This is a genomic window from Streptomyces sp. 11-1-2 (assembly GCF_003595545.1).
In the GTDB taxonomy this organism is placed as follows: Bacteria; Actinomycetota; Actinomycetes; order Streptomycetales; family Streptomycetaceae; genus Streptomyces; species Streptomyces hygroscopicus_B.
The window spans coordinates 824,855-844,634 of sequence record NZ_CP022545.1 but is presented as its reverse complement, the minus strand read 5'-3'; the positions used below and the strand labels follow the sequence as shown (position 1 = coordinate 844,634).

General features: G+C 72.3%; 19 protein-coding genes. 14 read left to right on the top strand and 5 right to left on the bottom strand.

The window, feature by feature from the left end; genetic code table 11:
• Position 1: 1 nt before the first annotated feature.
• On the bottom strand, positions 2-1,063 hold the full coding sequence (locus tag CGL27_RS03965; RefSeq protein ID WP_078638490.1) for a mechanosensitive ion channel family protein: 1,062 nt from the start codon (positions 1,061-1,063) through the stop codon (positions 2-4).
• Positions 1,064-1,355: 292 nt separating this feature from the next.
• On the opposite strand from CGL27_RS03965, the gene CGL27_RS03960 reads away from it, so the two are divergent.
• Positions 1,356-2,552, top strand: a complete 1,197-nt coding sequence (locus CGL27_RS03960; RefSeq protein ID WP_119984564.1) for an MFS transporter — start codon at positions 1,356-1,358, stop codon at positions 2,550-2,552.
• 118 nt (positions 2,553-2,670) lie between these two features.
• On the opposite strand, the gene CGL27_RS03955 is transcribed toward CGL27_RS03960, so the two are convergent.
• Entirely contained in the window at positions 2,671-3,582 is a 912-nt protein-coding gene (locus CGL27_RS03955; RefSeq protein ID WP_119984562.1) for an endonuclease/exonuclease/phosphatase family protein, read from the bottom strand.
• 243 nt (positions 3,583-3,825) lie between these two features.
• On the opposite strand from CGL27_RS03955, the gene CGL27_RS03950 reads away from it, so the two are divergent.
• Positions 3,826-4,833, top strand: coding sequence for a sulfotransferase (locus CGL27_RS03950; RefSeq protein WP_119984560.1), 1,008 nt, complete (start codon positions 3,826-3,828; stop codon positions 4,831-4,833).
• Between the two features lie 63 nt (positions 4,834-4,896).
• Here CGL27_RS03950 and CGL27_RS03945 read toward each other — a convergent pair whose 3' ends face one another.
• On the bottom strand, positions 4,897-5,823 hold the full coding sequence (locus tag CGL27_RS03945) for a LysR family transcriptional regulator (RefSeq protein ID WP_159037664.1): 927 nt from the start codon (positions 5,821-5,823) through the stop codon (positions 4,897-4,899).
• Between the two features lie 297 nt (positions 5,824-6,120).
• Here CGL27_RS03945 and CGL27_RS03940 point away from each other — a divergent pair, with 297 nt between their 5' ends.
• From CGL27_RS03940 to CGL27_RS03915, 6 genes are read left to right on the top strand one after another with little or no spacing between them, the layout of a single operon-like run.
• Positions 6,121-7,140 carry an aminotransferase class I/II-fold pyridoxal phosphate-dependent enzyme gene (locus tag CGL27_RS03940; protein ID WP_240450340.1) on the top strand — a complete coding sequence of 340 codons (1,020 nt, stop codon included), beginning with the start codon at positions 6,121-6,123 and terminating at the stop codon, positions 7,138-7,140.
• Positions 7,137-8,165 carry a polyprenyl synthetase family protein gene (locus CGL27_RS03935; protein ID WP_119984556.1) on the top strand — a complete coding sequence of 343 codons (1,029 nt, stop codon included), beginning with the start codon at positions 7,137-7,139 and terminating at the stop codon, positions 8,163-8,165. The genes CGL27_RS03940 and CGL27_RS03935 overlap by 4 nt, the downstream gene beginning before the upstream one ends.
• 4 nt (positions 8,166-8,169) lie before the next feature.
• The gene (locus tag CGL27_RS03930) at positions 8,170-9,168 is read left to right on the top strand and encodes a UbiA family prenyltransferase (RefSeq protein ID WP_205587617.1); all 999 of its coding nucleotides are present in this window, start codon (positions 8,170-8,172) and stop codon (positions 9,166-9,168) included.
• Between the two features lie 35 nt (positions 9,169-9,203).
• Positions 9,204-10,967, top strand: coding sequence for a prenyltransferase/squalene oxidase repeat-containing protein (locus CGL27_RS03925; protein WP_119984554.1), 1,764 nt, complete (start codon positions 9,204-9,206; stop codon positions 10,965-10,967).
• Positions 10,964-12,268: an NAD(P)/FAD-dependent oxidoreductase gene (locus tag CGL27_RS03920; RefSeq protein WP_119984552.1), complete on the top strand. Its 1,305-nt coding sequence runs from the start codon at positions 10,964-10,966 to the stop codon at positions 12,266-12,268. Before CGL27_RS03925 ends, CGL27_RS03920 begins: the two co-directional genes overlap by 4 nt.
• Before the next feature lie 14 nt (positions 12,269-12,282).
• Entirely contained in the window at positions 12,283-13,146 is an 864-nt protein-coding gene (locus CGL27_RS03915) for a TauD/TfdA family dioxygenase (protein WP_119984550.1), read from the top strand.
• 10 nt (positions 13,147-13,156) lie between these two features.
• Here the strand turns inward: CGL27_RS03915 and CGL27_RS03910 are convergent, their stop codons facing one another.
• Complete coding sequence (locus CGL27_RS03910; protein ID WP_119984548.1) at positions 13,157-14,035, bottom strand: lytic polysaccharide monooxygenase; 879 nt, start codon at positions 14,033-14,035, stop codon at positions 13,157-13,159.
• 193 nt (positions 14,036-14,228) lie between these two features.
• Here CGL27_RS03910 and CGL27_RS03905 point away from each other — a divergent pair, with 193 nt between their 5' ends.
• The gene (locus CGL27_RS03905) at positions 14,229-14,675 is read left to right on the top strand and encodes a spore-associated protein A (protein ID WP_078638479.1); all 447 of its coding nucleotides are present in this window, start codon (positions 14,229-14,231) and stop codon (positions 14,673-14,675) included.
• Between the two features lie 98 nt (positions 14,676-14,773).
• Here the strand turns inward: CGL27_RS03905 and CGL27_RS03900 are convergent, their stop codons facing one another.
• Positions 14,774-15,217: a nuclear transport factor 2 family protein gene (locus CGL27_RS03900; protein WP_078638478.1), complete on the bottom strand. Its 444-nt coding sequence runs from the start codon at positions 15,215-15,217 to the stop codon at positions 14,774-14,776.
• 68 nt (positions 15,218-15,285) lie between these two features.
• On the opposite strand from CGL27_RS03900, the gene CGL27_RS03895 reads away from it, so the two are divergent.
• The 5 genes from CGL27_RS03895 to CGL27_RS03875 all read left to right on the top strand — a co-directional run bounded on the left by CGL27_RS03895 (position 15,286) and on the right by CGL27_RS03875 (position 19,756).
• On the top strand, positions 15,286-15,492 hold the full coding sequence (locus CGL27_RS03895; protein ID WP_162952865.1) for a hypothetical protein: 207 nt from the start codon (positions 15,286-15,288) through the stop codon (positions 15,490-15,492).
• On the top strand, positions 15,489-16,262 hold the full coding sequence (locus CGL27_RS03890) for an oxygenase MpaB family protein (RefSeq protein ID WP_119984544.1): 774 nt from the start codon (positions 15,489-15,491) through the stop codon (positions 16,260-16,262). The genes CGL27_RS03895 and CGL27_RS03890 overlap by 4 nt, the downstream gene beginning before the upstream one ends.
• Before the next feature lie 87 nt (positions 16,263-16,349).
• Positions 16,350-17,651 carry a helix-turn-helix domain-containing protein gene (locus tag CGL27_RS03885; RefSeq protein ID WP_205587616.1) on the top strand — a complete coding sequence of 434 codons (1,302 nt, stop codon included), beginning with the start codon at positions 16,350-16,352 and terminating at the stop codon, positions 17,649-17,651.
• 168 nt (positions 17,652-17,819) lie between these two features.
• Entirely contained in the window at positions 17,820-18,170 is a 351-nt protein-coding gene (locus CGL27_RS03880; protein ID WP_119984542.1) for a hypothetical protein, read from the top strand.
• Entirely contained in the window at positions 18,167-19,756 is a 1,590-nt protein-coding gene (locus CGL27_RS03875; protein ID WP_119984540.1) for a cation acetate symporter, read from the top strand. The genes CGL27_RS03880 and CGL27_RS03875 overlap by 4 nt, the downstream gene beginning before the upstream one ends.
• The last annotated feature ends 24 nt before the right edge of the window (positions 19,757-19,780 follow it).

Genomic DNA, 19,780 nt, shown 5'->3' with positions numbered 1-19,780 from the left:
GTCAGATCGCCGAACGGTCCGGCAGCGGCAGCCGGTCCTGGTCGGGCAGGACGAGCGTACGCGTGGGCAGCGGGATCTCGATGCCCTCGGCGCGGAACCGGCGGTGCAGCTCCTTCATGAACTCATGCTTGATGAGGTACTGGTCGCTGAACTCCAGGGCCCGCAGAAACACCGAGAAGTCGATGCCGGACTCTCCGAAGGTGTGGAAGCGCACGCTCGTCTCGTGGTCGACGACCCCGCCCTCGACCCCGGACATCACCTTCCCGGCGACCTCGATGGTCACCCGCTCGACATGGTCCAGATCGCTTCCGTAGCCGACCCTTGCCTGGACCATGACCGACATCTGCTGCTCGGGCTGGTGAAAGTTGGTCATGATGGTGTTGCCCAGCTTGGCGTTCGGGATGATGACGAGGTTGTCCGACAGTTGCCGCACCGCCGTGTTGCGCCAGTTGATGTCGACCACATAGCCCTCCTCCCCGCTGCTGAGCCGGATGTAGTGGCCGGGTTGCACCGTCTTGGAGGCCAGGATGTGCACCCCCGCGAAGAGATTGGCCAGGGTGTCCTGCAGGGCCAGGGCGACCGCCAGACCGCCCACGCCCAGGGCGGTGAGCAGCGGCGCGATCGAGACGCCCAGCGTCTCCAGCAGGATCAGCACGCCCATCGCCAGGACCGCGATCCGCGTGATGTTGACGAAGATGGTGGCCGTTCCCGCCACCCCGGAGCGGGACAGCGCCAGCGAGCGCACCATACCAGCCACCACCCGCGCCGCGGTGACCGTGCTGACCAGGATCAGCACGGCCTTCAGCGTCTGATTGACGTCATGGCCGACCGTGGCGGTCAGCGGCAGCGCGGCGGCCGCGGCGGCGACACCGGCGGCCATCGATGCCCACGGCGCCAGTGTGCGCAGTGTGTCGACGATGATGTCGTCGCCGCTCCACCGGGTGGCGCGGGCCCGCTCACCCAGCCAGCGCAGTGCCACGCGCAACAGCACACCACCGGCCGCGCCGCAGACCAGAGCCGCCCCGACGACGATGACATCGTGCAACGTCAGGGCCCGGTTCATCGGTCACCGCCCGCTATGCCGGAAAGCGCGTCAGAACCGGCCGTGCGGCCCGCGGTCGTCGGTGCGGCCTCCGGTCTGGAGTTCTGTGGGATCACGTTGTCACCTGCTCGTGCCTGGGCTGTACGGGCTGCGCCGGGCGTACATGTGTACGGCTCCGGCGTGAGGTGCCATCCTGCCGCATGCGATCAGGGCCGAATGACGGGATGCCCCGCTACCGCACGTAACCCGCCAGGAAGGCGGCGGCGCGCCACCGCATTTGACGGTCGTGTGATTTGTGGTGGAATCGGGTCGTATGGAAAGCCGCAGCGACGTGGAGAGGGGATGGCCGTTCCTCGCGGCCGCCTACGCCTTCGTGGTCACGATGTGCGGTACGACGCTGCCCACCCCGCTCTACTCGCTTTATCAGCGGGAGTTCGGCTTCTCCTCGTTCATGGTCACGGTGATTTTCGCCGTCTACGCGGCGGGGGTCATCGTCGCGCTACTGCTGCTCGGACGTATGTCCGACTTCATCGGGCGGCGGCCCGTCCTGCTGGCCGCGCTGGCGCTGTCGGGCCTGAGCGCGGTGTGCTTCCTCCTCGCCGGCGGACTGCCGGAGCTGTTCACGGGCCGCACCCTGTCGGGGCTGTCCGCCGGTCTGGCCACCGGCACCGCCACCGTGATGGTGATCGAGCTGGCCCCCGAGCGCCGGCGCCGTGCCGCCACCCTCCTCGCGACCGGGGCCAACCTGGGCGGTCTCGGTATGGGCCCGTTGCTGGCGGGCCTGCTGGCGCAGTACGCCCCGGCGCCGCTGAAGCTGGTGTTCGTGGTGGACCTGGTACTGGTGGCGGTGGCCACCGCCGTGGTGCTCGCTCTCCCGGAGACCGTACGGACCCGGAAACGTCCGCCGCTGAGGCCGCAGCGGCTGCGGGTGCCCAAGGAGATGCGCGCGACGTTCGCGGCCGCGGCCATGGCGGGGTTCGCGGGCTTCGCCACGCTGGGCCTGTTCACCTCCGTGTCGCCCACGTTCCTGAGCGAGGTGGAGGGGGAGAGCAATCTCGCGGTGGCCGGTGCCGTGGTGTTCTCCGTGTTCGCCGCCTCGGTCGCCGGGCAGGCGCTGGGGCGGCGGCTGGGACCGGGGCGGTCGCTGCCCGGCGGGTGCGCGGTGCTGGTGGCCGGTATGGCGGCCATCGCGGTCTCGCTGGCGATCGCGTCGCTGGCGCTGCTGGTGCTGGGCGCCGTGATCGCGGGGACGGGCCAGGGGCTGTCGTTCCTCGCCGCCGTACGAGTGGTGACCGAGCGCAGCCCGGCCGACCGGCGCGCCGAGGTCACCTCCGCCCTGTTCGTACTGATGTATCTGGGGATCTCGATTCCGGTGATCGGTGTGGGGGCGCTGTCGGTCGCCCTCGGGCTGCGCTCCGCCGGGCTCATCTTCACGGGCTGTGTGGCCCTGCTGGCCGTGGCCGCCCTGCTGCGGCTGCGGGGGATCTCCGACGCGGCATCCAGCCGCTGAGCACGGCCTTCGAGCGCGGAGTGGACGGTGAACCGCTCGATCCGCCCCCCCGGGAGGGGAGCGGATCGACGGCATCACGGCATCACGGCATCACGGCATTCGGCGCGGGCGCCTCGCGTCACAGCTCCAGGACGGTCCGCACCGGCAGATGGTCGCTGGGATATTGGCCGTCCCCGGAGTAGGTGTCGATGACGGCGTGGTGGGTGCGCACACCGGGTGAGGTCAGGATCCAGTCGATCCGGTCGCCGTCCGGGACCAGCGGGCCAAAGCCGTGGAACGTCCCGTACAGCGGGCCGCGCCGCTCGGCGGTGTCCCACGAGTCCACCAGCGTGCCGCCGTTCAGCATCGCGTCGTAGACCGGGTTGCCATGGGCCGCCACATTGAAGTCACCGGTCACGATGCGCGGGAGCGCGGAGTCCAGCCCGCCCAGCCGCTCGGTGATCAGAGCGGCGGCGCGCTCACGGGCGTTCTGGCTGCGGTGGTCCAGATGGGTGTTGAGGGCGTAGAACTCCTTACCGGTCCACCGGTCGTGGAAGCGCACCCAAATGACCATCCGGACCACGGCCCCGCCCCAGGTGTTGGAGCCGATCACATTCGGGGTGTCGGACAGCCAGAAGTGGTCGTACTCCACGGGCTCGAGCCGCCCGGTGTCGTAGAAGACGGCCATGAACTCGTCGCGGCTGCCCCCCATCCGTCCGGTGCCGACCCACGCGTAGCGCTGTCCGAGGTCGTGGGCGATATCGCGTAGCTGGCCGTACAGCCCCTCCTGAGTGCCCAGCAGATGGGGCCGGGCCCGGCGCAGCAGCTCCCGCATGACCGGGCGGCGCCGGCCCCAGGAGTTGGGCTCGCTGTCGCCGGCGTAGCGCAGATTGAAGGTCATGACGGCCAGCCGCGAACCGTCGGCGGGGGCGACCGGGGCGGCGGCGACCGCCGTGGCCACGTACTGCGGCTGGGAGGCGAGCGGAAGCGCGACGGCGGCCGCGGCCGCGACGCGCATACCGTGACGGCGGCTGAACACAGGTGCGGGCATGGCTCCTCCAAGGTCTTGAAGGTGCGGTGACGGATCCAGTATCGGAGCCCGCGGTGTGGGGGGTGTGTCCTGCGGTGGCCGTCCGGTGGAACGTACGGTCACGCAGAGCCGACCTCAAGAGCGTGGGCGGGCCCCACCCTTGGCGGCGGACCCCACCCGGGACGACGAAAGTGGCCGGGGATGCGCGGTGGCGGCGATGGGTAGAGAAGGCCGGTAGTTGTCGAGACGGAAGGGGCACCTGGGGTGACGTTACGGCCGCTGACCTTCGTCGTGGGGACCGGACGATGCGGTTCGACCGCTCTGTCCCGTGTCCTGCGGCTGCACCCGGATCTGCTCAGCGTGAGCGAGCTGATCGCCGCACTGGAGCCGGACGCGCTTCCCGAGGCGCCGCTGACCGGGGCGGAGTTCTGGCGGATCCTCGCCACCCCCAGGTCGTTCGCCAACCGCGTCATCCGCGATGGCATCCCGCTGCCGGAGTATCGGTATCCGCATGTCAAGGGGCGGTTCTCGGTGGCGGGCGGTGGCATTCCGGCCCTGTGCATGATGACGCTGCCGCATCTCACCGACGACCCCGACGCGCTGTTCGACGCGCTGGAGCCGGAGCTGTCCCGGCGGCCCGCCGCCCCGGTGGCCGATCATTACCGGGCGCTGTTCGGCCTGCTGGGGGAGCGGTTCGGCGGGCGGGCCGTCGTGGAGCGCTCCGGCTACTCGCTGCGGTCGGTGCCCCGGCTGCGGGAGGTCTTTCCCGAGGCCCGGTTCGTCCACCTGCACCGGGACGGCGCCGACTGCGCGCTCTCCATGAGCCGCCACCCCGGATTCCGGCTGATCCAGCTGATGACGGAGCGCGCCGAGACCACCGAGGACCTTCCGGCCGGTCTCGAGGCGCTGCTCAGCGACGACGACGCCGATCTGCGTCCGCTGTACGAACGGTCCGTACCCGTCGCCGAGTTCGGCCGACTGTGGTCGCACACGATCGTGGAGGGGCTGGCGCAGCTGTCCCAGCTCCCCGCCGCGATCCGGATGTCCCTGTCGTACGAGAGCCTGCTCGACGCGCCCGAGCGCGAGCTCACCCGGCTGGCCCACCATCTCGGCGTGGAACCCCTCCCGGAGTGGCTGGCGGCGGGAAGCGCCCTGCTCGACGGCGACCGCCGGGGCACGGCCGCCGCGACCCTGCCGCCCGCCGAACTGGCCGCCCTCCGCGAGAGCTGCGCCCCCGGCGCCCGGGCCCTGAGCCTGGCCGGCGCCGGATGAGATAGCTGCTCCGGTGCGCGGATGATGAGGTAAATCCGGCGTGCGGATGCGCTACCTCCGGCATCAGGCCGTCGCCGCCTCGGCGACCTCCCCCGACTGCTCGACGGCCACGGCCCGCAGCGCCTCGAGCAAGGCGGCCACCGCGGGCACCCCCGCGGCCTCCGGTCGCAGCAGCGCGCAGACATGGCGCCGGGGCCAGTCGTCCAGCGGACGCGGCTCGACCCGCGGATCGGGCCGAGGGAGCAGACCGAGGCCGTCCATCAGAGCGATGCCCACCCCGTCGCCCACCAGGCCGAGGGTCGTCGCCTGGTCATCGGTCGTGGTCACCACCCGGGGCTCGAACCCCGCCTCCGCGCAGCGCCGCAGCAGCCGCTCGCGGTCCCGCTCCAGGATCCACCGCTCCCGCGACAGATCGGCCAGGCGGACGCTGCGCCGCCCCGCGAGCGCATGGCCCCGCGGCAGCAGCACATGGCGGCGGTCGACCAGCAGCGGGACCCGGCGCAGCGGGGTGTGCGCGGTCCCCGAGGCGTCGCCGGTCTCATCGTCGGCGACGATCGCCAGATCGGTCTCGCCCGCGTCCAGCAGCCGGTACGCGTCATGGGAGTCGGTCTGGCCCAGCTCCACCTCCACCTCGATACGGGAGGCGCCCAGTCTGGCCAGCGCCGCGGGCAGCACGGCGACACAGACGCTCTGCACCGAGGACAACCGCACCCGGCCACGGGTGCGCGCCGCGAGCGCCTCGAACTCGTTCTCCACATCCCGCAGCCCGGCCAGCACATCCTGGGCGCGCTCGGCGAGTCTGTGACCCGCGGGCGTGAGCCGTACCCCCCGTCCCGCCTTGACCGTGAGCGGCACGCCCACGGCACGTTCCAGCGCGCGCATGTGATAGCTGATGGCCGGTTGGGTGTAACCGAGACGGTCCGCCGCGGCGCTGTACGAGCCGGCGCGACAGACCTCAGCGAGTACGGTGAGCTGGCGAAGATCGATCACTACAGGACGATAAAAATCGTTTATCAATTCCCGTAAGACTCTAATTGGACGCGTGATCGAGAGACCGTCAAAATCATGGTGACGGATTTCGCCCGCACCCGCTCATTGAACTGACCGATCGGACACGGCCTCACCCGCACTGGCTGCCCGTACGGTCACAGCCCGCCCACAACGGTTTCCTCCCCACCAATCCGGCCGGAACGGCCAGGGGACCCGGGCGCGGTGACATTCCTCCCTCCGCCCGAATCCCCCGCTGGAATGGATGGATGGTGCCCGATGCATGATGGCTGGAATCGCATGACTCCGGTGGTCGCGGAGAACAATCCCTTCCACCAGATGGCGCTCAACGAAACCGTTCACCCCCCGCTCCCCGAAGTGGTGGACGCCGTCCTGCGCACCGCGCGGACCGCCCACCGTACCCTGGATGCCCTCGGCACCGGACTCTGTCAGGCCCTCGCCGGACATCTGGGAGTGCGCCCGGAACATGTGCTGGCCGGACCGGGGTCCGGTGCGCTGCTCCAGCAACTGTTCTCCACCCTCACCGGACCGGATACGGACACGGTGCACGCCTGGCCCTCGTGGGAGGCGTACCCGATGATGGCGGCCAACGCCGGATCCACCACCGTCCGGGTGCCGCTCACCGGATACGACCACGATCTGAAGGCGATGGCCGACGCCGTCACCGACCGCACCCGCATGGTCCTGCTGTGCACCCCCAACAACCCCACCGGCACCGCGCTGGACCAGGAGCGCATCCTGCGCTTCCTCGACCGGCTCCCCGCGCATGTCACCGTCGTCATCGACGAGGCGTACCGGGACTTCGCCGACCCCGGCGCCGTCGCCGACGGCATCGCACTGCACCGCGCCGATGAACGGGTCTGTGTGGTGCGGACGTTCTCCAAGTCGTACGGGCTGCTCAGCCTGCGGGTCGGCTATCTCGTGGCGCATGAGCCCGTGCTCGCCCCGCTCCGCTCGGTGCTGCCCTTCTACCGGGTGAGCGCCGTGGCGCAGGAGGCCGCCATCGCCGCGCTCGGCGCCCAGGAGCAGGTGCTCCGGCAGTGCGCCGAGACCGCCGAGGAGCGCGACCGGCTCCACCGGACCCTGCTCGACCAGGGCTGGGAGGCGCCCGCGAGCCAGGGCAACTTCCTGTGGCTGCCCATGACCTCCGGTGTGGAGCGCTTCACCCAGTTCTGCGCGGACCACGGCGTGGTGGTCTGCGGCAAACCGGGCGAAGGGGTACGGGTGACCGTCGCCGAGCCCGTCGCCAACCAGGCGTTCGCGGAGCTCGCCGGGAAGTACCGGGAGGCGTCCGTATGACGCCGCCCGACGTCGCGGTCACCGATGTGGCCGACCCGCTGGCGGAGGCCGCGCCGACCATGGAGCTCCTGCTGCGCGAGCTCGACCGGCGCTGGCCGCCGGAGGCCGAACGCCTCCACCAGATCTCCCGGTACGCCCTGCTCCCGGCGGGGAAGCTGCTGCGCCCGCTGCTCCTCATGGAGTCGGCCGAGGCGGTGGGCGGCGGCGGACCGGCCGTCGTCCCGGCCGCGCTGAGCGTGGAGTACCTCCATGTGGGATCGCTCGTCCACGACGATGTCATCGACGACGACGCGATGCGGCGGGGCCGTCCGTCCGTCGTGGCGCGCTACGGCACCGCCGACGCCATCGTGACCGGGGACGCCCTGATGCTGGGCATGTTCGGCGTGCTCACCGACGGCGCCGAAGAGGCGGGCGGGCTGCCGCCGGGCCGGGTCCTCGGTGCCGTGCGGGTCTTCGCCCGGGCGGGCGTCGACCTGTGCCGCGGCCAGGCGATGGAGGGCGAACTCCGCGGCGACCTCGGCTGCGGACTCGACCGGTATCTCACCATGAGCTCCCTGAAGACCGGGGCGCTGTTCCGGGCCGCCTGCCGGGGCGGGGCGATCCTGGGCGGCGGAACCCCCGCCCAGCAGCACGCGCTCACCGCCTACGCCGAACATCTGGGGCTGGCCTTCCAGATGCACGACGACCTGCTGCCGTACACCAGTGACCCCCGCACCACCGGCAAGTCCGCCCTCAGCGACATCGTGGCCGCCCGCCCCACCTTCCCCGTCCTGCTCTGCCACGCCATGGCCGGCGCCCCGGGCCGCGCCCGGCTGGAGGCGGCGCTCGGCGGCGCCCTGCCCGCCGCCGACGCGCTGCGGACCGTGCACGAACTGCTGGAGACGACCGGCGCGCTCGACGCCGCCCGGGACCAGGCCACCGCCCAGGCGGACCGGGCCAAGTCCTGTCTGGCGGAGCTGCCCCGCTCCCGGGCCACCGCCGTACTCGCGGCGGTGGCCGATCTGTCGGTCAGCCGGGACCGGTGACACCGTGGCTGCCCCGCGCACCGCACTCCTGGCCCATCTGCAGACCTGGCGCCCGTACACCCTGTGGTATCCCGGGCTGGTCGGCCTCGCCGGAGCCACCCTCGCCGGATCACACCCCACCACGGGGCAGTTGGTGGTGGCCTGGGCGGCGCCGACCCTCGGCTGGGTCGCCGGCCACTATCTCGGCGACTACTACGACCGTGACCTCGACGCGCTCAGCAAGCCCCAACGACCCATCCCCTCCGGCCGGTTGAGCCCACGAGCCGCCGTGGCCACGGGCATCGGCTGCGCCATCGCCGTGGCCGCGCTGGCCCTGTGGGCCAACTGGCGCGCCGTGGCCGTGGCCGCCGCCGCCATGGCGGGCATCGTGGCCTACAGCCGGGTGCTCAAGGGGCGTGGCCTGTCGGGCAATTTCATACGCGGCGTGCTGACCGCGCTCACCGTGCTCTTCGGCGCGATGGCCGTCCAGCCGTGGCCACCGTGGCGGGCGCTGCCCTTCGCCCTGGTCTTCCTGGCCCATGACACCGCGTCCAACCTCGTCGGCACCCTCCGCGACGTCGACGGCGACCGCGAGGGCGGCTACGCCACCGTGCCGGTGCGCCAGGGTGTCCGGCGCGCCACCCACACCGCGGCCGCGCTGTATCTGGCCGCCGTGGCGGTGGCCTGCGCCGCCACCGGGCTGGTGCCGGGGGACACGGCCGGCTATCTCGTGCTGCTGTCGGCGGCGGCGCTGTGCGGCGCGGGCGCCTTCGGACTGCTGCTGCGGTCACCGGGGGACCCCGCCCCCGCGCTGGCCCTGCGCGCCCACGCCGTCCTCGTCGCCGAACGCCTGGTGCTGGCCGCGGCGGTGGTGGCCGCGGGCGCCGGTGCGGCGCCCGCCCTGGCGCTGCTGACGCCGCTCCTCACGGTCAGCGTCATCACCCAGAGCCGGATGCGGTCCCGGCATGAATTCCCCGCCCCCCTGGCCGACGGCGGGCCCACCCTCCCCGATCCACGCCCCTGAATCACCGCGCGCCACCAGCAGAAGGGTCCGCTCCCATGCCCGCTTCCGCCTTGACCGAGAGCGTCGGCACGGCCGTCACCGCCGGTACCGAGGCGCTCCTCGCCCACCGGCGCGACGACGGCGCCTTCGTCTTCGGCGCGCACCACGCCTCCCCGCTGAACACCGCCGGAGCCCTCACCGCACTCCACTTCGCCGATCCGGAGGGCTCGGCCGAGACCATCGAGCGCGGTGTCACCTGGCTGTGCGAGACCCAGCGGGACGACGGCGGCTGGGCCATGCGCGGAGTGCCCACCGAACCCCTCACCACCGCGCTCGCCGCCGCGGCGCTCCACCTGCTCGCCCCCCGCCGGGCGGCGTCGGCCGTACACGCCGCACGGGCCCGGTTCGACGAGTTGGGCGGCTCCGGGGCCGTCCCGGAACCCGCGATGACCGCCCTCATCCGCCAGTTCCACACCTTCGCCGGACTGCCCCACGAGGGTGCCCAGCGACGGCTCCCCCTGGAACTGCTGCTCTTCCCCGGCCTCAGCCGCCGCCTGCTGAGCCTGCGGTTGCCGATCTACGCGAGTCAGGCGCTCGCCCAGTCCGCTCACCGCCGCCGCGGCCCGGCCGGCCGCGCCCTGGACCGGCTGGCCCGGCCCAGGGCTTTGGCGATCGTCCACGACGCGTACGAACGCGAGGGCGCCACCGGCGGGTTCAGCACCGACCCCTGGCTCACCGGACTCATCTGCCTCGGCCTCGCCCGCTCCGGCCAGGCGCCCGGCCTGGTCCGCGCCGCCGCCCGCTGGCTCCGCTCGGCGGCGAACCCCGACGGCTCCTGGGATCTGATGCCCCTCGATGTGACCTGGACGAACTTCGCCACCGCCGCGCTGATCGAAGCCGGTCACGCCGACGACCCGCAGCTGATCGGCACCCGCGAGATGCTCCAACGCCACCAGCAGCCCGAGCCGTTCGACGCCCTCGGCTGCCCGGCCGGCTACTGGGGGTTCTCCAGCCCCCGTAGCTGGCCGATGGCCCTGGAGACGGCCGAGTCCAGCGCCATCCTGCTGAAGCTGCCCGGCGGCGCGGACGACCGCCATGTCCGCGCCGGACTGGGGTGGCTGACCGCCGCCCAGGACGCGGCCGGGTCCTGGAGCCTCGCCGTACGGAACAGCAAACCGGGCGGCTTCGGACCCTGCCCCCAGATGACCGCCAAGGTCGTGGGCGCCCTGCTCGACTCCGGGGCCGGGGCCGACGACTCGCGCGTGGCCAAGGCGGTGCGCTGGCTGCTCGGCCGCCAGCGACCCGACGGATCGTTCGAGGCCATGTGGTACCGCGGCGGCACCCCCGGCACCGCCGCGGCGCTGGAGGCGCTCAGCCGGGCGGGCCGCACCGGGGAACACCACCGGGCGGCGGCCCGGGCCAGGGACTGGCTGCTGCGCACCCGCCACCCCGACGGCTCGTGGAGCACGGGCGAGGGCACCCGGCCGGGCACCGTCGAGGAGACCGCCTGGGCGCTGCGCGGGCTGCTGGCCGCCGGGCTGAGCCCGGCCGACCCGGCCCTCGCGGCGGCGGCCCGATGGCTCGTCGACGCCCAGCGGGCGGACGGCGGCTGGACCCCGGGCCCGGTCAACGAGTACGTCCGCGGCTGTGCCCGCTACGCCGACGACGGCATCGCGGCGGGCCTGGCACTGCGGGCCCTCGCCCACTACCGCTCCGCGGAAGCGGCGGAAGCCACGGGCGCAGCCGGCCCAACCGGCACAAGCCTCGGCACCCCCGGCATCGGCGGCACCCCCGGAATCTGCGAAGGAGGCCGGAAATGAGCCCCGATGTGCTCGTGTGCGGGGCGGGCGTCGGCGGTCTCGCGGCGGCCCGCGCGCTCGGCGGCCTCGGACTGGACGTCCTGGTGGTCGACAAGCAGCCGAAGGTCCGCCCGATCGCCAAGGGAGAGGTGCTCCAGCCGGGCGCGCTGCGCCTGCTGCGCTCCTGGGGCGTGGAGAAGCGGCTCGACGCGCAGGGCGCGGTCCGGCTCGGACGGCTGGTCGTCCGCGATCCGCGAGGCACCGCGCAGATGTCCCTCGACTACGGCCAACTGCCCGCCCCCGACCAGTGGTTGCTGGCCCATGACCACACCGTCATCCTCGCCGCCCTGGCCGAGAGCCTCGGGCCGGGGGTCGAGCTGCGCCGGGGCGTCCGCGCGGAGGCGCCGCTGCGCGACGATTCCGGCCGGATCACCGGGCTGCGGCTGGCCGAGGGCGGCAGGGTCTACGAGCAGCGGGCACCACTCGTGGTCGCCGCCGACGGCATCTCCTCACGGCTGCGGTCCTGGGCGGGCATCGAGGCCAAACGGGCCGACTATCCGCACCGGCTGGTCTCCTTCGACATCGGCGACGACGACGCGGCCGCGCGGGCCGACGACTTCTCCGCGTATGTCACCGACCGGGGGCTGCGGCTGCTCTATCCGCTGCCGGGCGGCCGGTTGCGGCTCTACCTCCAGGCCGGGCCCGATGAGCTGCGCGGCGTCACGGCACGTGGCGGACTGGCCGACTGGGCCGCCCGGGCGCTGTCCCAGGTGCCCGCCCTGGAGCCGCTGACCGCGTCCTTGCTCGCCCATCTCGACAGCCGCCAGACGCTGCCCGTCGGACGGCTGCTGTCGCCCCGGCTGGCCGGCCGCGGACTGGCACTGGTCGGCGAGGCCGCGTACGCCGTCCATCCGATGGCAGCGCAGGGCATGAACACCGCCATCACCAGCGCCGGTGCCCTCGCCGAGCGGCTGTCGGGCCAGCTGGAGCGTACGGGCGGGATGTCGGCCGCGGCGGTGGACGCCGCCCTGCGCGACTACCACGAGCGGCAGTCGCCCCTTCTCACCCAGGCGGCCAGGACCAGCGGCAACGCGGCGCGGATGGTCACCGATCTGTCGTGGCGCGGCCGGGTCCTCGGGCGCCGGGCCGTCCGTCACACCGGCGCCAACCCCCGGCTGCTGCACACCGTCACCCACAACATGTCGGGCCTCGGCCCGCGCCCGCTGACCCCGCTGGACCGGCTGCAGCAGCTCGGTCTCCTCCCCGATCCGCGCGCCCACCGAGTGCCGACCGCCCCGGCCGGCCGACCGCAACCCATGTGAGGACGGTTTACCGCATGTCCACTTCCGAATTGATGGTGACTCCCGTCTCCGGAGCACTCGGCGCGGAGATCCGCGGTGTCGATCTGACCGAGCTCACCGATGAACTCTTCGAGCGCGTCCACGAGTTGCTGCTCAAGCACCTCGTGGTCTTCTTCCCGGGCCAGGAACACCTCACCCCCGAGGCGCATATCGCCCTGGGAAGGCGGCTGGGGGAGCTGGAGGTCCATCCGTTCCTGCCGAAGGTCGAGGGCCATCCCGAGATCGTCGTCCTGGACGCGGACCAGGGCGCCAAGGCCGACGAGTGGCATATCGACGTGACCTTCCAGCCCAATCCGCCGGTCGCCTCCATCCTCCATCTGCAGGTGTGTCCCGCCTCCGGCGGCGACACCATGTGGAGCAACCAGTACCTGGTCTACGAGGCGCTCTCCGAGCCGATGCGCGAACTCCTCGACGGGCTCACCGCCGTCCACGTCCTCAACACACCGCAGACCGGCGAGCACTCCGCCGAACACCCGGTGGTGCGGATCCACCCCGAGACCGGCAGGCGCTCCCTGTACGTGACGCGCATGTGGACCTCGCACATCCCGCAGCTCAGCCGCCCGGAGAGCGACGCACTGCTGCAGTACCTCTTCGAGCACTCCGAGTCGCCCCGGTTCAACTGCCGCTACCGCTGGCAGCCCGGCGCCGTGGCGATGTGGGACAACCGCGCCACCCAGCACCTGGCCGTCAACGACTACACCGAACCCCGCAGGGGACAGCGGGTGACCGTCCTCGGCGACCAGCCCACCGGCGACACCCCGCGCTGGAAGGAGTACCGGCCCGCGCCCGACGAGCGCTACTACCCGCGCCACGTCACGGCCCGCCACGGCTACCGGTGACAGCAGCTCGTCAGCGGCTCGGGCGTCGCCGCCGTACAGTGGCGGCGACACCCGCGCCGAGCACCAGCACGGACGCACCACCGGCGAGCAGCACGGGAGTGCTGCCGCCGTCGTCCTCCTCGGAAGTGGCGGAGGCGGCGGAAGTGGCGGAGGTGGCGCGGGAGGCCGCCGAGGCGTCCTGGGACGGCGAGGTGGCGGCCCGGGACGGCGCCGCGGCGGCCTCCGACGAGGGGGCCTCCGACGAGGGGGCCCCGGCGCCCAGCACCACATCGGAGCAGGAGTAGTAGGTGTCCGGAGTGCTGGTGTTCCGCCAGATCGTATAGAGCAGCTGACGGCCGGTCCGGTCGGCGGGCAGCGTGGCCTTGATGCGGTACGCGTCGTCGACCAGTGCGGGGTCCTTGGCCGTGGCGAACGGCTTCGCCTCCAGGTCCGACCACTTCAGCGGCCGCGCGGGATCGTAGCCCTCCTTGGTGAGATACAGCTCGAAGGTCCCCGTGTGCGGGATCGTCGACCGGTAGGTGAGGGTGAGATCGGCCCCGGCCGACAGCCGCGTCGAAGGCCAGTCGGGGCGCGCCAGGTCCAGCCCCCGGTACGCCTCCAGACCGCCGCTGCACAGCTTCCCGTCCGGGACCCGCTCCCGGTCCCTGCCCGCCACCCCCGCGATACGCAGGTTGTCCCAGTCCGCCGCCTCCGGGCCGTTGGCGGCCCGAGCCGCCCGGCACGCCGCCGACCGCGCCGCGCCCCCGCCCTCGGGGGAGCAGGCGAACGTCCGGCTCACCGGGTCCGTCGGCGCCCCGTGCGCCTGGGCGGGCTGTGCGGCCAGCGCCGTGAACAGGCAGGGAAGGGCCCCGAGAAGAGCGCCCACGGCGGCGGTGCGATACGAGGTCATCCGGCGGCCCTCCGGGTCGGTGCGACGACGGGCGTGTCGCCCGTCCCGTCGAATACGGGAAGCCCGGACCGGGCGTTCAACGGCCCGCCGGAAGCCGTCGTGGAATGCCGTACAACCATCCGCGACCCCAACATGTCTCCCTAGTCAGACGCAAACAGCGCCTACGCCCATGAAGAATCATTAAGGGGGACAAATGAATCTTTCTCGCCGTATGGCCGCCACCGCGGTGCTCGCCACCGCCATCGCGGGCACCGTGGCCCTGACGCCGCAGGCATCGGCCGCCACCAAGGCCGCGTACAACGGGGTGTGTGGCAGCGGGTACAAGGTGGTGAACTCGGCGCCCATCAGCTCCAAAGGCACCGTCTTCCTCACCTACAACTCCGCCAAGGGCAAGAACTGCGTGGTCACCGTCCGGAACGCCACGGGCAAGGCGGTTCCGATGTTCGCCTACCTGTACGTTCAGGGCGCCGACGAGTCGGCCGAGGACGGCGGCGCGTACACCTCGTACGCGGGCCCGGTGTACGGCGACGGGCGCGGTAAGTGCGTGGACTGGGCCGGGGGCATCGACAACCAGTCCACCTGGACGTACGGATCGAACTGCGGATCCCTCAAGGCCCACCGCGTGACCAAGGGCTGGTAAGGCCGAAAGTCCGCGTCGGCACAGCCGACGGGGGAAACACACGGGGGAGCGGCGGCCACCTTCTGGGAGGGTGGCCGCCGCGATCGTCGTATCGACCCCTAGCGCTCGGTGAACGCCACCGCGTGGGTGTCCAGCACGGTATGGAGCTCCGCGAGACGGTAGGCGGCGCCGTCGGACCGGACCACGCAGCGGACCACCCCGCTGGCGATCGGAGTCACCTGACCCTCGGTGAGGTTGGTGGTGTACATATACGACACCACCGAGATGTCATCGCCGTCGACCCGCTCGATGTGGATGTTCGAGGCGTTGTGGCGCAGCGGGTAGCCGGCCGCCTCGCGGTGCTGCCGCTGCCAGGCGATCACCTGCTCGCGGCCCCGGTTGTCGGAGGCGATGAACTCCTCGTACGGGGACTTCCCGGTGTCCGAGCGGGAGGTGATGTGGACATCCTCGGTCAGCAGCTCGGGCCAGACGTCGAACTGCCCTTCGTCGAAGGCGAACCACCAGCGGTGGATCAGCTCATGGACCGCCAGACGATCGAGCATGCGGAACTCTCCCCCCGAAGATTCAAGTGATCGACAGCATATCCCGTGAGCGCCAGTACGGTGGCCCCATGCCCGCAGTCCACGACAATCCCCGCCGCGGTGAACGCCGCCTCCGTGATGTGCGGGCCCTGGTGTCGAGCGAGGGCGGGGCGCGGCCGTACGTCCTTGCCTCCGCCGACGTCGAATCGTTGCCGGCCGGCGGGGACCTGGCCGAAGTCAATACGGTCGCGGAAGCCCTGTGCCGCCATGAGGTCCTCGAGGCAGGCCGACGATGACGCCGCCGCCCACCGCGCTGCGGCAGGCCGAGGAGATCTACCGCCGGGTGGCGTTCGATACCTTCGCCCAGGATCTGAAGATGGGGCTCAACCTGGGGTTCTGCCGTACCTTCGCGGTGCCGGAGATCGCTCGGGTGCTCACTGCCACCGGCCGGATGACCCGGCACACCCGGGCCCGCGCCAAGGCGACCGGCGAGTTGATGTATCGGATGTTCCGCCACGGTCTGGACGGCGAGGAGGGCGAGCGGACCGTGACCGCGCTGAAGTGTCTGCACGCCCCGTGGGCCATCAGCGACGACGCCTATCGCTATGTGCTGGCCTGCTTCGACCTCGCCCCGATGCGCTGGTGCGCCGCCTATGCCTGGCGGGCTCCCACCGACGCCGAACGGGACGCGTCCCACACCTTCTATCTCGCCCTCGCCGAGCGGATGGGCATTCCGGACGTCCCGCCGGACCGGCGGGAGTTCGAGGCGTGGACGGAGGCCTTCGAGCGGGCCCACTTCACCTTCACCCCCGAGGCCCACGCACTGTGGGCGGCCACCAGGGATCTGCTCGCCGGGCGTGTCCCCGGTGTGCTCGGCCCGCTCGCGGGCAGCGCCGCCGACAGCCTCCTGGACGAGGAGCTGCGCCGGGCGCTCGGCGTTGGGCGGCCCGCGATGCCGGTCCGCGCCGCGACCCACACCGCGCTGCGGCTGCGCGCCGCCACCGGCCGGGCGCGCAGGAGAATTCGCGGAAGCCACCGACCCGCCGGTATGTCGATGGTGCAATAGCGGGGCAGGCTCTGGTATCTAACCTGGCCGTGGCCTCACGCTGCCGCGTCGAGCTGCGCATTGCCCGTCACAGGTGGAGGAACGTTCATGCACCCAGTCACCGGCTCCCGCGCTTCCGTCCCCGCCATGGGCCGCCCCGTCCCCCGCCTGTCCGCCGACCGGGGGCGGACGCCGCCACGGATGCCCGCCGCCCGTCCGCCGATCCGGTCGCGGGCCGATGCCGAGACCGTGGCGCTGCTGCACCGCGCCGCCCGGGTGCTCATCGAGGAGGTGCCCCGGCTGGCGGACCGTATCGTCGCGCTGATGAAGGAGCGGGAACCCGCCTACCGGTCGCCCTCCCTCGATCCGCATGAGGTGTGGCGGGAGGTCCACGACTCGCTCAGCAACAATGTGCGCTCGCTGGTGCACCCCAAGGAGACGCGCGAATCGGCCAGGTCCTGCGCGTGGCGGATCGGCACCGACCGCGCCGCCCAGGGCTTTCCGCTGGACGCGCTGCTGCACGCGTATCGCATCGGCTGCACCGTCGTGTGGGAGCAGCTTCTGGAGACCGCCTCGAAGGAGGACCCGCTCGGCGCCCAGTCGCTGGTCCACGTCGCCGCCGACGTATGGAACTTCGTCGACGAGCACTGCACCCTCGTCGCCACGGCGTATCAGGAGGTCGAGCGGCAGCTCTCCTGGCACCGGGAGAATCGCTACCGGATCATCGTCGCGGCCCTGCTCGACGGCACCGCCCGGGTGAGCGACTTCCCCGAGGCGGAGGAGGCCCTCGGCCTTCCCGAGCAGGGGCGTTACGCGGTCGTGGCGCTGGAGGACGCCGACACCTCGTCCAGGGCGCCGCACCCCGCCACGGTGTGCGCGGGACTCCGCACGGTCTGGCATGCGGCGGAGGGCACCGCCCACGCCATCGTGCTGCTCGGCGACGCCGGCGCGGAGCGGCTGGTGCGCGGGCTGGAGGTGCCGCCCGGCGCCCGGGCCGGGGTCAGCCCCGCCGTGTCCGGTCTCGCCGCGGTGAACACGGCCCGCTGGCTCGCCGATACGGCGCTGCGCACCCGCCCGGCCGCCGGGGAGGCGGCGCTGCTGGACGAGCGCTATCCGGAGGCGCTGGTGGTGTCCTCCCCGGACCTCGGCGCCGCGCTCGCCGACCGGATGCTCGGACCCGTCCTGGCGCTGGAGTCCGCCGACCGGGAGATGCTGCTGACGACGCTGGCCGCCTGGCTGGAGGGCGGAGGATCGGCGCGCCGCACGGGCGAGCTGCTGTTCTGCCACCGCAACACGGTGCTCAACCGGCTGCGCCGCTATGAGCAGTTGACCGGGTGTTCGCTGGACCACCCCCGAGAGGTCGTGGAGTTGTCGCTCGCGCTGTCCGCGCACCGGCTGCTGACACCCTGAGCAGCACCCCTCGGCCTGAGGTGATGTGGGCGTGCACAACGGCCCTCGACCGATCATGTGCACCCGTCACACGGTCCGCCGGTTGGGCTGTACGCGACCGTGCTGACCTGCTGTCGTGGCGACTCCGCCCCTGTGACATGGGGCGGAACCCGCACAAGGAGCCGCGACATGTCCGACTACGACCAGCCCTGGCGTGCGTCCGTACCGCACCTCGAGCCCCGCACCACGCGCCGCACCATCACCATGCCGCCCCGCCCCACGGCACCGCCTCCGCCCGCGCGGCGCACTCCGTGGCAGCGGCCGTGGCCCTGGCCGGCGCGGGCGGCCTGCACCGCGCTCGCCTGCCATGTGGCCGCCGTGGTGGTGAACTGTGCCGCCGAAGGCGTCGTCAACCTCGGCGCGGGCGGCGGGTTCACCGTGGGTGCCATGCTGATCGGCCTGGACACAGCGGTGCTGCTCACCGTCCTGGCCCGGGCCCACCGCCGGTCCACCGCCACGACGGGGGAGGGGGAGGGGTGAGCTTCCTCGATCCCAGAACGCTCGCGTTCGTGCTCTTCGCGGGCTTCATGGCCATCTCGTTCCTGCTGTGCATCCTCGCGGCCACCGGCAATGACGACCCCACCGAGTTCTACCTCGGCACCGGCGGGCTCAGTCCGATGCAGAACGGCCTGGCCATCGCGGGTGACTACATCTCCGCCGCCACCGTGCTCAGCACCACCGGCACCATCGCCCTGGCCGGATTCGACGGGGTGCTCATCGCCTCGTCCACCGTGCTCTCCATCCTGCTGTTCATGCTCGTCCTCTCCGGACCGCTGTGCGGACGGGGGCGGTTCACCCTCGGCGACGTCCTCTCCGAGCGGCTGAGCGAACGCCCCGCCCGCATCGGCACCGCCGTCGTGGTGCTGGTGGTCGTCATGCCGCTGCTGCTGGTCCAGCTCAACGGCGCCGGCGCCATGCTGGCGGTGCTGCTCGGCATCCCGGGAAGCGGCGCGGTCACCGGCTGCACCGTCTTCATCGGCTCGCTCATGGTCTGCTACGCCGCCCTCGGCGGGATGAAGGGCACCGGATTCATTCAGATCCTCAAGACGGTGCTGCTGCTCGCCGCGTTCGTCCTGCTCGCCTGTCTGGTGCTGAAGCGCTTCTCATGGAACCCGTTCACCCTCTTCGACGCCGCGGCCGACGCCAGCGGCTACGGCGACGGCTTCTGGCAGTCCGGCCGTCAGTACGGCGACTCCTTCAGCGGCCGCCTGGATGTCATCAGCGTCCAGCTCACCCTCGCCGTCGGCGCGGCCTGCATGCCGCATCTCACCATGCGGCTCCACCCGATCCGCGGTATGCGGGCCGCTCGCGCCGCCACCACCTGGGCGGTGGGCGCGGTCACCACCATTCTCGGGCTGATCGTGATCGTGGGCGCCGGAGCCACCGCCGTCGTCGGCGCCCGCGCCCTGCGCGCCTCCGACCCCACCGGCAGCGACTCGCTACTCCTGCTGACCCTCGCCCTGGACCCGGCGGCGCAGGAGGCCCACCGCAGCCTGCTCTTCTCCGTCGTGGCCTGCGCGGTCGTCGCCACCACCCTCGCGGCGGTCGCCGGTCTGACCCTGGCCGCCGCGGCCTCCGTCGCCCATGACGTCCTGGCCAAGGTCGTCTTCAAGGGCAGGCTCTCGGCGAACCGGGAGCTGGCCGCCGCCCGTACGGCCATCGTGGTGGTCGGCGTCGTGGCCGTCGTCCTCGCCATCGTGACCCAGCACTGGAACCGGCAGGTCCTGATCTCCTTCACCTTCGCGGCCGCCGCCTCGGCCCTGTTGCCGATCGTGCTCTACGGCACCCTGTGGCGCGGCTTCACGGTGAACGGACTGCGCTGGGCGCTGTACGGAGGACTCCTCCTCACCGCCGTGACCATGGCCTTCTCCCCGGCGGTCTCCGGCAACCCGCTCGCGGTCTTCCCCGAGCGCGACTTCCACTGGTTCCCGCTCCGTAACCCGGGCCTGGTCACCATTCCCGCCGGTTTTCTGCTCGGCTGGCTCGGCTCCCGCACCGGACGGCGGGCACGGCATGCCCAGGACCCCACGCGGGGGGACATGCCGTACGCGATGCCCACCGGCTGACCCGACCGGCGCCGCCCCGGGGCT